Origin of the sequence: Prevotella heparinolytica (genome assembly GCF_002998535.1) — a bacterium.
Taxonomy (GTDB): Bacteria; Bacteroidota; Bacteroidia; order Bacteroidales; family Bacteroidaceae; genus Bacteroides; species Bacteroides heparinolyticus.
This window is the reverse complement of the sequence record NZ_CP027234.1, coordinates 2,524,569-2,540,990: the sequence shown is the minus strand read 5'-3', so window position 1 is coordinate 2,540,990 and position 16,422 is coordinate 2,524,569. Positions and strand designations below refer to the sequence as shown.

The following is a 16,422-nucleotide window of genomic DNA, read 5'->3' as shown; positions in this document are numbered from 1 at the left end:
TTTAGGGTAGGTTTTGTTATCTTTTCAAGGTGGTGATGGATTCTCGCAACTTCAACACATTGTTTGTTTTCTGTGTCAAGGCGGCCACATCGGCACTCAGCTCCGCTTTGATGTCGCGCGAAGAAGCACCTATCAGGAGTTTATAAGTTCCACCGTCTACTACCCACGAAGCAGACGCCTCGTCGTAAGAAGCCAAATCGGCTGCTTTCACCTGCAAAGTGACGACTGCCGTTTCTCCCGGTTTCAGTTCTCTTGTCTTGGCAAAGGCTTTCAGTTCCTTTTCCGGCTTATTCATCTTGGCACTGTTGGGGGCAGCTGCATAAAGCTGAACCACCTCTTTGCCGGCAAACTTGCCCGTGTTCTTCACCTCTACGGTAACAGTGAGCAGTCCGTCGTCCTGTTTCACCGTCGGATTGGCATACTCGAACGTGGTATAAGAAAGGCCATAGCCGAACGGATAGGAAACCTGCTTGCCGAAACTGTCGAAATAGCGATAACCCACGTAGATGTCTTCCTCGTAACGGGTGTAATCCACATCTTTTAAATCGTACTTCTTTTCGCCTTGATTGGCTGTGACAATATCTATATTAGAAGTTAAATTGATGGGAAAATTACTCGTAGAAGCATGGTCTTCAAACCGTATGGGAAATGTCATGGCCAGTTTTCCACAGGGCGAAACCTTACCGCTCAATACATCCATCACACTATTGCCACCTTCTTGTCCACCTTGCCAAGCACAAAGAATAGCATCCGGCCAAGCTTTCCACGAAGCAGTTTCGATGGCACCACCTATATTAAGGATAACAACCACTTTCTTTCCGGCAGCATGGAAAACCCTACAAACATCTTGTATGAGCTGCTGATTCTCTTTACTCAAATAAAAGTTCGATGACTCCCGGTCAAGAAATTCACCGGAACCACGGCCTATGGTAATGAAAGCAATATCCATCTGTGCCGCTAAGTCCTTTAGGCGTGAAGTTTCAAACACTTTTTCGACCGGCAGTATCACCGGCATGAAAGCGGAATATTTCTCTTTTTTCGGTGTCAACCGAATCTTTTCGGCAGCTATATGCATTTCATACTCTTTCTTTAACTGCTCATCAGTTTCATATCCTGCATTCTTCAACCCTTCAAATAAAGATGCCGTATAGGCACGATTCACGTTACCTGAACCGGTACCTCCCGCTATATAATCGTAAGAAGCACAACCGAAGAGAGCAACACGCCTTATTTGAGCAGATAACGGCAGAGTGGCATTCTCGTTTTTCAGCAGAACCATACCTTCCGTAGCACTTTGGCGCGTAATGGCGGCATTTGTTTTCAAATCAGGTTTGTTAGAGAATTTATATCCCTTAAAACGAGGGGTTTGCAGAATCATTTCAAGAATGCGTTTAACATTCCGATCGAGTATAGCTTCATCTAGATTACCGGTCTTGACACCTTCTACAATGGCTTGATACTGTTTATCATAACCCGGTTGCAACATGTCGTTGCCCGCTTTCATCTGCGCCACAGCATCCTTACCGCCAAACCAGTCGGTCATCACCATGCCTGCAAATCCCCATTCATCACGTAGAATTGTGGTCTGCAACTCCGCGTTCTCAGAAGTATAAACACCGTTCAGATAGTTATAAGAAGACATCACCGTCCACGGCTGCGACTCTTTCACGGCTATTTCAAATCCTTTCAGGTAGATTTCGCGCAAAGCACGGGGAGATACTTGCGCATCGTTTCCCATGCGATTTGTTTCTTGATTGTTTACCGCAAAGTGTTTAACAGAAGTTCCCACTCCGTTGCTTTGCACGCCACGCACGTATGCTGCAGCAATCTTTCCAGAAATCAACGGGTCTTCCGAATAATACTCGAAGTTACGCCCGCAAAGCGGGTTGCGCTGAATGTTCAAAGCCGGAGCAAGCAGCACATCCACACCATATTCCAGCACCTCGTTTCCGATAGCTTTGCCCACGTTCTCTACCAAATCCTGATTCCAAGTAGCTGCCAACAACGTTCCGATAGGGAAGTGAGTACAATAGTAAGTAGCCGAATCCCCATCCCGCTTCGGATTGATGCGTAATCCGGCAGGCCCGTCCGCCAACACCACGGCAGGAATACCGAGACGTTCTATCGGATAAGTCGTACCCGCAGCGCCGGGAACCAAACTGTGAGTCTCGCCTACTACAGCACTGTCACCACCATCAAAGCCCGCCATACCAGTTCCTATAACCAGATGCGCCTTTTCTTCCAAGGTCATGGCAGCAATTACATCATCGAGGGATGATTTTCCGAGTTGCGGCACTTTCGGACCGCAAGCCGACAACACAGTGATGGCACACGCCATTGATAATAAATGTTTCTTCATGATATACGTTTATTGAATAAGGTTTATTTGAATAACTGCGGTGCAAACTCCGTCAGGTAGATACGCCAGTTCTTCCAGATATGCCCCTCTCCGGTCTCATAATAGGAATATTTATAGCCTTTCTCATCCAGCATCTTGCGGTAGTCTTCATTGGCCTTGTACAGGAAGTCGGTCTTGCCGATGGCAATCCAGTAGAGAGCCGGTTTCTTGGAGAACTGCACCTTCAGCTTGCCCTCTATGTCTTCGTACACCGGAGACTTAGCATCCTTATTGGGCATGATGGCGGCAGAGAACAGACCTACATAGTCGAACATGTCGGGATATTGCTTGGATATGTGCATGGAATGGAAACCACCCATCGACAATCCGGCAATGGCACGGTTCTTCTTGTTGGCAACAGTACGGAAATTCTTGTCGATGAACTTCACCACATCCGGGAAAGCGGCCTCGAAAGAGCCTTCCATCGTTTTAGGCAACTGCATGTTGGGGGCAGCGAAGCCCAGAGACGATTCGCCCGGTGCAGCTTCCTGTGCGGCATTGCCGTTGGTCATCACAACGATCATCGGCTTGGCCTTGCCCTGAGCAATCAGGTTGTCAAGGATCTGTGAGGTACGTCCAAGAGCAATCCAAGCTTCTTCATCTCCACCCATGCCGTGAAGCAGGTAGAATACAGGATAACGCTTGCCGCTCGTCTCATAGCCGGCAGGAGTGTAGACTGTGAGGCGGCGATTGATGCCCAGCGTAGGACTGTCATACCACATGCGTCTCACTGTTCCGTGGGGCACTTTATTCACCTTATACAGGTCGGCACGGTCGCCACCGATGATGAACACGTTGGTCACGGAAGCAACGTCACGAATCATGTAGACATTACTCGGATCCATTATCTTCAAATCATTCACGATAAAAGAGTAGCTGTAAAGCTCCGGCTTCAAAGGTTCGGGAGTGGTAAACTCCCACACACCGTCCTTGCCTTCCTTCAGGTCGGCCACACCCGGTCCGTCGAACTCACCGAACGGAGTCTTGATCTTCTGCGTAGGCAGGAAATCGCCGGTAACCTGTACTTTCACCGCTTTCGGCGCTTTCAGGCGGAACGTTACGGTGTTGTTATCATGAATCTCCGGCGAAACGACCGGAGCGCCTCCCCAGAGGGCTTGCTGTGCAAAAGTCATTGCACACATCAGCAACAAGGCTGACAAAAGAGAGATTCTTTTCATTGTGTAATATTTAATCTTTAGATTCTTGATATTATGGGTTTATAAAGTGTCATCGTATCAGCCAGTCAGGCAAACAGCCCGTTCCTCCTATCTTCCAAAACTGCGGGAGACAAAAGGCAGGCAAGTGTAGAGCGCCGAATGCCAGTACTCGGATGTATGTCCGCCATCACGCACACGGAATTGGCACGGTATCTGCGCCTTGCGCATGGCTTGGAAGAACTCAATGTTGCGGTCGAGCAGGAAATCATCGTCACCACAATCCACAAACCACTGCACGGAGCGTAATTGCTCTTTATGTGCATCGTCAGCTTCTTCTACATACTTCACGCAACTATGCTCCATCACCGACTTCGTCAACAGGCTCATTTTATCGTCCGGATTCGGTGACGGATTCTCCGAACCTGCCGGGATATTCATCAAGGCACTCATCGCATAAGCGGCGCAATACATATCCGAATAACGTTGTGCATAGCTCGTTGTTCCGCCTCCACCCATGGAAAGCCCAGCAATGGCACGGTGTTGTTTATCGCCAACCACCCGGTAATTCTTTTCAATATACGGAAGGAACTCTTTGTAGAAGAAGTCTTCATACGCCCACCCCGGCATGTTGAAATAGCCGTTCCATACACCTATATAGATATTGCCTCCGGCGTTGGGAGAGACGATGATCATTTCACAAGCTTCACCGGAAGCCACCAACCGGTCCATTACATCTTTCACCCGTTGATCAGTAAACCAGCTGGTATTGACTCCCATCATGCCATGCAACAGATAAAGTATAGGATACTTTCTTGTAGCATCTGTTTCATAACTCTTAGGAAGATAAATGGTGAACTGCCGGTTTGCACCCAATATCTCACTATAGATACTGTCGGTCACGACCTTACTTTGCGCCCCCCAACCGGGGAATTGCGCCTTTGCCCCCCATAACATACAAAGGGCCAAAATGGAAAGGATTAATCTTTTCATGATATAGTTATAAGAAATATACTACAAAGTAGTTAACTTCCTTGCTAAAACCAATTGATTTATATCAATTTCTTGTATAAATTCATATTGTGGCATCACCAGCCTTCGTTCTGTTTCATCTTAGGATTCAAACGCATTTCTGTTGCCGGAATAGGTAACAAGTAGTGCTTGCTCTTAAATCCATAACGATTATGGTCGGTATTGTACTGTTTATATTCTACTACTACGTTGTCCGGACCGTCCCCCATGCCTTTATTTATCAATAGAGGCGTCTTAGAACCTTGATCTCTCAATAAAGCCTCAGCATCTTTCCAACGGATAATATCTTGGTAACGAGTGTACTCACAGCAAAGTTCCAAACGCTTCTCCAACTTGATGGCTGTCATGTCGGCTGTTTTGGCGGGCAGTTTGGCACGGGTGCGCACTTCGTTCAAGCAAGCATCCGCCTCAGCCTGCTTCCCTGCTTTCAGGTTTGCCTCAGCGGCAAGCAACAACACTTCGGCATAACGCATCCAGCGGTAATTGTTGTAGGAGCACCAGAAAGTAATGGGTGCTTCCGATGAAGAGTAACGACGTTTCCACAAGAAATATCCCTCGTTAATAATGCTATTTCCTTTGGGAAGCCTTACTCCTAATTTAGTCATTTGTTCGTATGTCTTCATCGTCTGATTCAGGCGATAACCATCTACCCCCTCTTCAGCCACAAAAGCATCATACAGTGATTTCTGAGGAACCATGAATCCCCAACCGGTATCTTTATAATCAGCAAAAGCCGGTGACGATGCCGCCAATTTGTCCATACGCCAATGATTCATCACTTCATAGAAGCTGAATTCATCCCAAGCATTGCTTGGATCAAAGATACGGTTACTTTCCAGCATGCTCTCGCTATTACCTTCGGCTAGATAGGTCAAAATATTCTGATAATCGCCTTTATAAAGAGCATATTTCCCACTGCTGCGAACCTCATTCAAGACTTTAGCAGCATCTTCATACTTCTCTTGCCACAAGTAAGCCTTTCCTAAAATTGTTTGAGCCACTTGCTTGGTGATACGCCACGTAGTGTTGTCGTTGACTTCTTTCTTTTCTTCCAAATAACCCGAAGAAATTGCTTCTGTCAAATCCGTCTCTACCAAGTTCCACAAATCGGTCTTAGATGATTTGGCAATCTGATATTCGCTGGACGTCAATTCATGATCGACCAATGGCACCTCACCCCACATGGAAATCAAGTCGAAGTAGGCAAAAGCACGGAAGAAATGAGCTTCCGCACACGCTTTCTTCTTAATGTCTGAGTCCGGCTTAACATGACCTAAAATGACATTCGCTTTATAGATCAGTCTATAATAGCTCTCCCACACACCGCGGATAAAGTCTTGATCTGACCCGAACGAATACTCATTACAGCCTTCCAACTGGGCATTATCGTTGCGGCCTCCGCCACCTGCCCATACATCATCGGACAAAGAGGATTTCAACATGGTATAATTATAGTATGTACTCTTCAGCTGGATATAGAGTGCATCGGCAGCCGTCTGTGCCTGCACATCCGTCCGGTAGTAGGAAGAATAGTCCAACACCCCCTTTTGAGGAATATTCAGTTTGTCTTCACACGAAGTTGTGCCCAGCGTAAACAAAGAGGCAAGTATCAATATATAATGTTTTGCTTTCATATTTTAGATTGCTTTTAGGATTAGAAACGATTAGAATGTCACACTCAAGCCAAGTACCACTTTCTTTGAATTGGGATAACTTCCCTTATCCAATCCAAGTGCATTGCCCACTCCCGTTACTTCAGGGTCAAAGCCGGGATAGTTGGTGAAGGTGAAGAAATCTTCCAACGAACCGTAGATGCGGAGATTATCGATCGCCGCCTTTTTGGTCAGAGCCTTCGGGAAAGTATAGCCCAGCTGCATCTGCTTTATTTTGAAGAACGAGCCATCGAATACAGAACCGGAAGAAGTCATGAACTTGGTATAGTCGGTAGCATTAGCTCTCGGCAAAGTACCGCCTTTGTTCTTATCGGACCAGCAATCGTTCGTAAAGTAAGTAAGCTTATTCAGGTTATAATCTACACGGTTCAAACCGCAATAAACGTCGTTCCCTTTCGAGCCTGTACCGAAGAGGATGAAGTCGAAGCCTTTCCATCCGGCTGTCAATGTGATACCGTAAGTGAAATCGGCAATACCTTTACCTATCTCTGTTTTATCATTGTCGGTGATCACTCCGTCACCATCCTGATCTTCGAACATCGGTTCACCCGTAGCTTTATCCACGCCCGTGTACTTGTATCCATAGAAGTACCAAGCCGGCTTGCCTATCTCAAAACGAGTAACGGCACCATAGGTTATCAAGGTCGCTCCATCAATGGCGGCCAACGATTCGTGGATATAAGTCACCTTATTCTTCAAAGTGGCTATATTACCACGAATACCATAATTCAAATTGCCAATCCTGTCTTGCCATCCAAGTTCCAATTCAATACCTTTGTTGGTGATATTACCGGCATTGACCGGAGAGAATGTGTTACCAACCACGGTAGATGCTTTTGTTCCGGACACGATCAAGTCCTTGGTCTCTTTATTGAAATAGTCGGCAGATAATGACAGGCGTCCGTTGAGGAAACGTGCATCAATACCGATATTGGTCTGTTCGGATGTCTCCCATTTAAGCTGGTCGTTACCGGTAGCGGTAGGAGCATAACCGTTGATGTAATGGAAGCTGTTATTGTTGCCAACGGCCAAATGACCGGTGCTGTTCACTGATACATTCCAAAGATAGCCTCCCAAAGAAGCGGTCGAACCGTTCTGTCCCCAGCTTGCACGGAATTTCAATTGTGACAGCCAGTCCTCCGTACCTTTCATGAACTCTTCCTGAGAAACCACCCAGCCCAACGATAAGGCAGGGAAATATCCCCAACGCTTGCCTTTAGGCAGCACGGAAAGGTCGGCAGCATCGGCACGCAGAGAGAACTGAGCCATATACTTGCCTCCATAGTCATAATTGAAACGACCGAAATAGGCCAACTTACGGATATAGGAAGGTTCGCCTCCTTCAATTTCCTTAGATGCGTCCGAAGTGGCATATGCAAAATAGTAGAAGAGAGGATCGTCCTGCAGGAAGCCCAGATTCTTGTCATCGCCTTTCTTGTTACCATTGACACCGAATGCGCGGCTTTGGCTATAAGAAGTACCCAACATCACCGTTCCATGATGCTTGCCAAAAGTACGTGAATAGTTCAGGAAGTTCTCCCACTGCCAATATACGGCATTGTTGTCGGCGGCATTCACCTGAATATAGTCTTGTTTGGCCGTACCGTGGTAATAATAATCCTGTGCCACTCCATAAGAAGAGGTGGAAGCCAGACGATAGCCTAAGCGAGAAGTAACGGTCAGCCCTTCGAAAGGCATAAAGTTCAAGTAAGTAGAACCATTGATGTTGAAACCTCTGTTCTTTGTGTAAGAGCGGTCGCGCATCACAAAAGGATTGATGGCCTCTGCATTGCCAGTAAAGGCTGAAATGCCATACAGATTTCCTTTTCCGTCGCCCATCATATTGCGGTGAAGAGCGTAGACGGTAGCCATGTGCTCCGGCAATTGGTCAATGGCATAAACCGGTTTTGTCAACGGGTCGAGTTGCAATACAGAGAGCAACAGACTGCCATATTCGTTGCCTTCGGCCACAGACTGGCTCTTATAATGCTCAATCTGATTGTTTGTACCTACTTCCAGCCAAGGCTTGATTTTCCAATCGGCATTCACCATACCTGTCAGACGTTCATACATATCGGAATTGCCCACTACCATACCGTCATTGTTCAAATGTGACATGGACAGATAGAACGAACCCTTTTCGCTACCACCTTGGAAAGTGACATTGTGACGCATCATAGAGCTTTTCTCAAAAGCCACGTCCGCCCAGTCCGTATCGGTCTTTCCATCCCAATGCAAGTCGAACGCACTTTCAGCAATCTTGCCCGATGCGAGGAAGTGTTCTTTATATTGTTGCGCATTCATCACCTCGGGCACTTTTCCAAGGCTCTGCGAAGTATATTGGAAATCATACGTGATCTTACCGTTACCTTTTCCTTTTTTGGTAGAGATCAGGATGACACCGTTACCGGCTGCCGCACCGTAAATAGCTGCCGATGCACCGTCCTTCAGTACTTCCATAGACTCGATGTCGTTAGGATCGATACCTCCTATGTCCGAAGCGATACGTCCGTCAACAACATACAATGGGTCACTGGCGCCATTGGAGCTTACACCACGGATACGAACCGAAGGCGAAGCACCGGGTTTGGCCGAAGCACTGAGCACCTGCACACCCGCAGTCTTTCCTTGAAGAGCCTGTTCGGCGCGAGTGATGGTACGCGCTTCCATATCTTCTGCCTTAACGGAAGATACCGCACCTGTCAGCGAGCTTTTCTTCTGCACACCGTAACCTACTACCACCACTTCTTCCAATGTCTTGGAATCTTCTTTCAATGTGATATCCATCACTCCGGCCACCGCTTTTTTCTCTTGCGTGATATAGCCGATGTATGAATAAATAATGATAGCACCCTCGCGCACCGATAACGCATAGTTACCGTCCATATCGGTGATCACACCGTTGGCTGTTCCTTTCTCAAGGACACTCACGCCAATCATTGGTTCGTTCAGCTCATCAGTAATCCTACCAGTCACCTTTATATGCCCCTGAGCCAGCATAAAAGGTATGCACATCAAAAGAAAAGCTACTGATACCACCAGCCTTTTCACTGCATTGTTTTTCATAAATTTTCTCATTGTTTCTAATTAGATTGGTTAATAAAAGATGTTGCCCCTTATCAAAAGCCACGTGTAGGAAATGCCCTTACCACTTCCAGCAATTCCTTGTCGTGGTTGTATTTTATTTCGGAGGTATTATTAAAGAACATGGTAGCACCTTTCTCTGCAGTAAAAGGTTCCCATGCAGGCAGTCCATCGGCATTCGGGTTGCCCGTTTTAGCAAAGTTAATCCATGCGCTACTTATCTTCTCGCCCAAGGCTTGCGCCTCGGCACCGCCACCGGTCATGCCTGCATGGCGCACCACATTGTTGAAGACAAAAGGTATTTCCATGCAGTGGGTACTGCGAAACATGCCATCCAATACGGGCGATTCCCAAGCGAACAGGTACATATAGACAGGTGCACCCTGCTGAGCGGCTTTCAGCTTGGCTTGCTCCACGGCACCCGGACGGAAAACGAAATCCACGTCTATCAGATCTTTGGGCTGATAAGAAGGATAGGCTTTCTCAAAAGCTTTCAGGAAGTCATCGGTGCGGCCGGCGTATTTCTTCTTCAGGTATTCCACAGCTTCTTCCTTGCCGATGGAACGGAAAGAAGGTACATAGGTGCTCATCGTAAACTCGTGCAGCGTAGTACCTATCATCATGGAGATGTTCTGCGACTGCGCCGGTGCCTGCGGGTCGAAAGGCTGTGCGGGAAGCACGCTGCCATCCACCGTCGGTGCCCAACCGAAGATAAAGGAAGATACTCCTTCCTTCTCGGCTTCGGCACGTACTTTGGCAATGGCTTTCTCTCCGGCTGCAAGAAGGGTCTCATAAGGAATCTTCTGTATCTCGTCAATCCGTGAAGCTTCCAATCCCAATGCCTCGACCGTGGCCGTGCCTATGCGACGCGAATATTTGGCCTCCATTGTGCGCAACATGGAACCACTCTGCACAATAGCCTTATGGAACAGGCCGGCAGCCGAGGGAGTGGCCAATAAGGTAGACACCTTTCCTCCACCGCCCGACTGGCCGAAGATGGTCACATTAGAGGCATCTCCACCAAAAGCGGCAATGTTTTTATTGACCCATTGAAGCGCAGCTACCAAATCGAGCAGACCGACATTGCCCGACTTTAAATATTTCTCGCCATAGGCCGACAAGTCCAGAAAGCCCAACGCATTTAAACGATGGTTCAGCGTCACCACCACAACGTCGCCTTTTTTTGCCAGGTTCGTCCCATCGTATGAAGGCAGTTCCTGACCGGAACCGGCCGCATAGCCTCCTCCGTGCAGCCATACCATGACGGGGCGCTTCTTGCCGTCGTTCACGCCCGGCGTCCAGATATTCACACGCAGGCAGTTCTCGTCGGGATAGCCGTCATCCCAGTTGAAGGCAAACGCCTGCTCATCGCTATACCACCCCATACGCTTGCCTTGCGGACAAGTAGGCCCGTAAGCACGGCTGCTGCGGATACCCTCCCACTTGTCGGCTGCCACGGGTGGCATGAAACGTTCGGCCTTGGCATAGGGAACACCTTTATATATATAGATACCGTTTTCCACATATCCGCCCACTTTGCCCGATTCGGTTTCGGCAACAGCTATCGTCGAAGAGGCTGTTATCTCTCCGCCTTGCATGCAAGCGTCTGGTTTCTCTATCTTGGATGTTCCTCCGCACGAGGAAAGAAGAACGGCAGAAAATGCCAATGCTGATAAGAAATGCTTTTTCATATTATGTATTAGTTTGTTGTTGTTTTACGATTGCAATATTAGCGCATTCTTTCCGAGCCGACTTGCTATTGTATTCAAACGGCTTTCCTCGATGTTCAAAACTACTTTCCTTTGTGTTCAAATGTTTACAGATTTGTTCAAAACATGCTGTCCGACAATATCTGTCTCGTTTTTTATGGTTATTTTCGCACTCCACATCAAAGTGCATCACCGAAAAACTACGGGATGCTTTACCTTGATAGCTTTAGATAGATATGAAACACATTCAGTACTTGTTTTTATTGTGTTTGATTGCTGCTTGTCGCCCGTCGAGCACGAAGACCGCTCCTGATAGCGGAATAGAAAGTCCTGTCATTACCAACGACCTCTCCAACCAGAAAGTCACCGCCTTTGCCGAAGATGCGCAAGGACATATATGGATGGGAACGTTCAGGGGACTGAACAAATACAACGTACATGAGTATCACCAATATTACTGTACGGACGACTCGCTGGACCTGCCCGACAATCAAATAAACGACCTCTTCCGCGACTCGAAAGGAAGGTTGTGGGTAGTGACCGTAAACGGTACCAGCCTATATACCGACAAAGACAATTTCCGCCGCATCCCGATCAACATCACCAACAAGAACGGACTGCAAATACTCGAAAATAAGGAAGGACGGATTTTCTTGAACATGATGCACCACCTAGCCGTGTACAACCCCGAAACGGAAGAGTTCGACATACCCATCACAAACTTCGACCACCATCACACCTACAACCAGTTCTGCTTCATAGACCAAAGCAACAAGCTTTGGGCAGTGAACCCGATAGCGATGCGTTGCTACAACTCGTCCACATTGGCTCAGGAAGACTCCATCCCGTTAAACAATACCCCCGCTTATTTCTTCATGAGAGACAATGGAGAACTGTGGTTGGCAGGAAACCATCAACTGACCCTGTTTGATACGCACACGCGCAAATTCATCGAAACCCCTAAAGCCATCCGCGAACACCGGCTGCTGGCACACGCCAACATCAACTACATACATCCTTACGGCAGCAACAGCCTTTTGCTGAATACCGCCAAACAAGGGATGTTTCTCTACAACCATCAGGAGGGCCGAGTGATACATCAGGATGAAAACGGATTTCCTTTCGAGGCACCTCGCTTCAACATAAGCAAGATGTTCACCGACTCGCAGAAGAACCTCTGGATAGGTTCCGTAGATCAGGGTTACACCGTGTGCTACAACTACAAGGAGCGTTTCAACACCAACAACTACCTTAAATCGTGCTTGGAGAACAAGTCGGTGAAATCCGTGGCTGTGGACAAGGAACGGAACCTCTGGATAGCCACCCTGTCGGACGGAATGTATATGTACAACATGGACAGCAAGGAGGTGAAACGGATAGACATGCGGCAGCTCTTCAAACAGGACTATTCGGAGAAAACAGATGTGACGCACATCTTCGTTGACAACGATAACAACATCTGGTTGGGCGCACTCCTTGCAAGCAAGGTGCTGAAGTGCCGCTACCTGAACGGCGTGTTGCAAGCCGAAAGCACCTACGACGTTTTTATGCCGATGTCTTTTGCCCAAGACAGCCGGGGCACGCTCTGGGTGGGGACATTGAGCTATCTGTTCTATGCTATGAGGCAGAATGAGAAAACGTTCACACCGGTGCAGACGTTCCCGCAGATGGGCACGTTCATCCCCGGCATACTGCCACTGAGCAACGGGAAGATATGGGTGGCCTCTTTCATGAATCCTATAAAGCAGATAAACCCGGACACTTGGAGGAATGAAGACAATCCCTTCGGCGAAGAAGAGTGGAAGGCTTGCATACGGCGTTCGGTCTTCATCCCGACGGCTCTCGTCAAAGACAGCCGGGAGGATATTTGGATAGGTACCGTCAGCAACGGATTACTGCATTACTCTCCAGCCACCGGCAAACTGCGGACGGTGGAGGGAACGCCTTGTCTGGACATATCGAGCATTGAGGAAGACGCACAAGGCAATATCTGGGTTGGCACACAATACGGATTGGGCAAGTATGACCGCACGGTAGAGAAATTCACCAATTACTATGCTGCTGACGGCATAGGCGGCAACCAATTCTACGACCGTTGTTCGTGCCGACTGCCCGACGGGACACTGGTATTCGGCGGTACGCACGGCCTGACTTTCTTCAATCCCATCGACGTGAGCAGCAAGCGAAGCATACCGCTGCTCTTCGAGGATCTGAAGATTCACAACCGAACAGCACACCCGCAAGACGGCAAAAACATCGACAAGCACCTTTCGTACAGGCCCGACATACGGCTGAATCACAACGAAAACGGGTTCAGTATCTCCTTTGCGGCATTGGACTACTGCGAGCATGAACGCGTGCACTATTATTACTGTATGGAGGGTTTCGACAAATACTGGATAGACGCCCGCAACAACCGCGAGGCCTATTATGCCAATCTTCCCGCAGGAACTTACACCTTCAAAGTAAAGATTACCAACAACGACAAAAGCATCGTGGAAACGGAAAACTCCATACGCGTCATCGTGAAACCTGCCCCATGGATGACGTGGTGGGCATGGTGCATCTATCTGCTCATGGCAGCCACCATCATCGGCTTCTTCATCCGCTTCGGGTTGCGCATCAAACAAGAAAAAGAAGCTGCCCGGCGCGCCCAATTGGAGAAGGAACAGGAACAACGGGTGAACAAGATGAACATGAGTTTCTTTGCCAACATCTCGCACGAATTCCGCACACCGCTCACCATGATTTCGGGCCCGGTGACGCAATTATGCGAAAATCCCAAGATAGAGGACGAAAACAAGCAGTTGCTCTACATCGTTCAACGCAGCGTGAGGCGCATGCTGAGACTCGTAAACCAACTGATGGACTTCAACAAGTTAGAGAACGATACCCTGAAACTACAAGTGAGGCGGACGGATATAATCTCGCAATTGCAACATTTCGTGGACATTTTCCGCATCAATGCCAACGAGAAGGGTATCACCTTGAATACTTACGGGTTAGAGGACAGCTTCCTAATGTGGTTGGATGTGGATAAGCTGGATAAGATTGTGGGCAATCTCCTTTCCAATGCCTTAAAGTTCACTCCTAACGGAGGAAAGGTGGAGCTTTGCTTCGACGTCGTGACGCGTGAAGAGGCCGGACGCATCTTCTCTCTGACGGAAAAGGACGTCGATACGCAATACGTCAAGATATCCGTGGCAGACAGTGGCAACGGCATTCCTCAAGAGCAGTTGGAGAAGGTATTTGAGCGTTACTACCAACTGAACAACCAAACCGGCGGAACCTACAACTGGGGCACCGGCATAGGCTTGTACTACGCCCGCAGCCTGGCTCTGCTTCACCACGGCTACCTGAAGGCCGGCAACCGCAGTGAAGGAGGTGGAGCCGTCTTCACCCTGCTGCTGCCGGTGAACGACCTTGCATATAGTCCCGAAGAGCGCACCCCCTCCGAAGAAGAGCAGAGCATGGCATTCCCGCTGCAAACCCAAGAGCAATTCCGATTGGAAGATACGGAAGATGGCAAGAAGCAGACCTTGTTAGTGGTGGACGACGACACCGAAGTGGCTCATTACCTGAAAGCCTTGCTGTCGCCCTTCTATAAGATTGTCTGCCGCTTCGATGCCGACAGCGCTTTCAAGGCCATGAGCGAAGAAGCCCCCGACCTTGTGCTGAGCGACGTGGTGATGCCCGGACGAACCGGTTACGACCTCTGCCGCCAGATAAAGGAAGACTTGCAGCTCTGCCATATCCCCGTGATATTGGTGACAGCCAAAGCCACGGTAGAGAACCAAGTGGAAGGGCTGGACACCGGAGCGGACGCATACGTGACGAAACCCTTTGAGCCTAACTACTTGCTGGCACTCATCAAGTCGCAACTAAAGAACCGGGAAAAAGTGCGCAACCTCCTGAGCCGATATACCCAAACGGACAAGATAGAGGAGAACGTGCTGTCGCCCCAAGACAACTCGTTCATGACGGAGCTTTACCACCTGATGGAGAACGAGCTGTCGAACCCGGAACTGGATGTGGCACGTATGACCGAACTGCTGAAAATCTCGCGCACCAAGTTCTACTACAAGGTAAAAGGACTGACGGGCGAGAATCCCAGCGTCTTCTTCAAGACCTACAAGCTGAACCGCGCCGCCGAGCTGATAAAAGAGGGTAGATATACCGTTTCGGAAATAGCCGACATGACGGGATTCAGCACACTGCCGCACTTCTCGACCAGCTTCAAGAGACAGTTCGGGATAGCACCGAGCGAATATGGCAAATAAACAAAAAAAGCGAGAAGCGGGAGGCAACAGGAATCACAAATCATCTTCCAATGCCGTGCTTTTGGCATAGGCCGTGCTTTTAGCTTCAAAGAAGTCGGTCTTCACCATATTGGCATTGGAGTATTGCGACACCCAGCGCATGCTCTCAGGCTCCTTGCGATGGTCTTCGTACAAGAAGCCGAAGCCCAAGCTGTGCCAACGCAAGTTGCCGAGATAAAAGATATATTCCTCCAGCATCTGCTTGTTGAGTCCCTGTATGTCGTCGCCTATGACGTATTGCCCCCACTCTATCTCCTGCCTCACGCCTTCGCGCATCATGCTTTCGTACACGCCTATCTTATCGGGAGTGAAGAGTTCGGGTTCTTCTTTCTTCAGTTCCAAGATGATGTTGCGGAACAGCCACAGATGGGTGTTCTCGTCGCGGTTGATATAGCGTATCTCTTGGGCCGAGCCCGACATCTTGCCGTTGCGGCTCAGGTTATAGAAGAACATGAAGCCGCTATAAAAGTAAATGCCTTCGAGGATGTAGTTGGCAATCAGCGTCTTCATCAGCGTGAAACCGTCCTGACTATTCTGAAAATCATTGTAACAATTGCCGATAAACGTGTTTCGCTTCAGCAGATGTTCATCCGTTTTCCATTGATAGAGGATGTCGTTACGTTCTTCCGGACTGCAAATAGAGTCGAGCATATAGCTGTAGCTCTGGCTGTGTACGCACTCCTGAAAGGCTTGTATGTGCAGACAGAGATTCACTTCGTTTGCCGTGATGTATTCGCTTATGGTAGGCAGGTTGTTGCTTTGAAGCGAGTCGAGGAAAACAAGGAAACTCAGAATCTTGTCGTAGGCCGTGCGTTCGGCTTTCTCCAGATGGGGATAATCCTTTATGTCTTGAGTGAGATTGATTTCTTCGGGTATCCAGAAGTTGTTCATGGCCTGCCGGTACCAGTCGCTCACCCACTTGTAGCGCATGTTGTTGAAGTCGTTCAGATTGGTCGTATTGCCGCCAATCATTTTCCGGAAGCGGAGTTCGATATCGCCTTCGGGATTAAAAAGAGCATTCTTTTTCAGTTTTTTTATTTCCATAATCGTTCG

Annotated in this window: 8 protein-coding genes; 1 reads left to right on the top strand and 7 read right to left on the bottom strand. The window is 48.4% G+C overall.

Annotated elements, in window-relative coordinates; all coding sequences use genetic code 11:
- Positions 1–16: 16 nt before the first annotated feature.
- The 6 genes from C3V43_RS10240 to C3V43_RS10215 form a co-directional block, all read right to left on the bottom strand.
- Positions 17–2,359, bottom strand: coding sequence for a glycoside hydrolase family 3 C-terminal domain-containing protein (locus C3V43_RS10240; protein ID WP_106069723.1), 2,343 nt, complete (start codon positions 2,357–2,359; stop codon positions 17–19).
- A gap of 23 nt (positions 2,360–2,382) precedes the next feature.
- Positions 2,383–3,576 carry an esterase gene (locus C3V43_RS10235; RefSeq protein WP_106069722.1) on the bottom strand — a complete coding sequence of 398 codons (1,194 nt, stop codon included), beginning with the start codon at positions 3,574–3,576 and terminating at the stop codon, positions 2,383–2,385.
- A gap of 87 nt (positions 3,577–3,663) precedes the next feature.
- Positions 3,664–4,545, bottom strand: coding sequence for an alpha/beta hydrolase (locus tag C3V43_RS10230; RefSeq protein ID WP_106069721.1), 882 nt, complete (start codon positions 4,543–4,545; stop codon positions 3,664–3,666).
- Between the two features lie 95 nt (positions 4,546–4,640).
- Entirely contained in the window at positions 4,641–6,218 is a 1,578-nt protein-coding gene (locus C3V43_RS10225) for a RagB/SusD family nutrient uptake outer membrane protein (protein WP_106069720.1), read from the bottom strand.
- A 30-nt stretch (positions 6,219–6,248) separates the two neighbouring features.
- On the bottom strand, positions 6,249–9,323 hold the full coding sequence (locus C3V43_RS10220) for a SusC/RagA family TonB-linked outer membrane protein (RefSeq protein WP_394336138.1): 3,075 nt from the start codon (positions 9,321–9,323) through the stop codon (positions 6,249–6,251).
- Positions 9,324–9,376: 53 nt separating this feature from the next.
- Positions 9,377–11,032: a carboxylesterase/lipase family protein gene (locus C3V43_RS10215; protein ID WP_106069718.1), complete on the bottom strand. Its 1,656-nt coding sequence runs from the start codon at positions 11,030–11,032 to the stop codon at positions 9,377–9,379.
- Positions 11,033–11,286: 254 nt separating this feature from the next.
- Here C3V43_RS10215 and C3V43_RS10210 point away from each other — a divergent pair, with 254 nt between their 5' ends.
- A complete protein-coding gene (locus C3V43_RS10210) occupies positions 11,287–15,330 on the top strand; it encodes a hybrid sensor histidine kinase/response regulator transcription factor (RefSeq protein ID WP_106069717.1) in 4,044 nt (1,347 codons plus the stop codon).
- Positions 15,331–15,363: 33 nt separating this feature from the next.
- Here the strand turns inward: C3V43_RS10210 and C3V43_RS10205 are convergent, their stop codons facing one another.
- Positions 15,364–16,413 carry a ribonucleotide-diphosphate reductase subunit beta gene (locus C3V43_RS10205; protein WP_106069716.1) on the bottom strand — a complete coding sequence of 350 codons (1,050 nt, stop codon included), beginning with the start codon at positions 16,411–16,413 and terminating at the stop codon, positions 15,364–15,366.
- Between the last annotated feature and the right edge of the window lie 9 nt (positions 16,414–16,422).

Bases quoted from the DNA above. Each gene is read 5' to 3' on its own strand.
- C3V43_RS10240 (WP_106069723.1), bottom strand. From the start codon at position 2,359: ATGAAGAAACATTTATTATCAATGGCGTGTGCCATCACTGTGTTGTCG.
- C3V43_RS10235 (WP_106069722.1), bottom strand. From the start codon at position 3,576: ATGAAAAGAATCTCTCTTTTGTCAGCCTTGTTGCTGATGTGTGCAATG.
- C3V43_RS10230 (WP_106069721.1), bottom strand. From the start codon at position 4,545: ATGAAAAGATTAATCCTTTCCATTTTGGCCCTTTGTATGTTATGGGGG.
- C3V43_RS10225 (WP_106069720.1), bottom strand. From the start codon at position 6,218: ATGAAAGCAAAACATTATATATTGATACTTGCCTCTTTGTTTACGCTG.
- C3V43_RS10220 (WP_394336138.1), bottom strand. From the start codon at position 9,323: ATGAAAAACAATGCAGTGAAAAGGCTGGTGGTATCAGTAGCTTTTCTT.
- C3V43_RS10215 (WP_106069718.1), bottom strand. From the start codon at position 11,032: ATGAAAAAGCATTTCTTATCAGCATTGGCATTTTCTGCCGTTCTTCTT.
- C3V43_RS10210 (WP_106069717.1), top strand. From the start codon at position 11,287: ATGAAACACATTCAGTACTTGTTTTTATTGTGTTTGATTGCTGCTTGT.
- C3V43_RS10205 (WP_106069716.1), bottom strand. From the start codon at position 16,413: ATGGAAATAAAAAAACTGAAAAAGAATGCTCTTTTTAATCCCGAAGGC.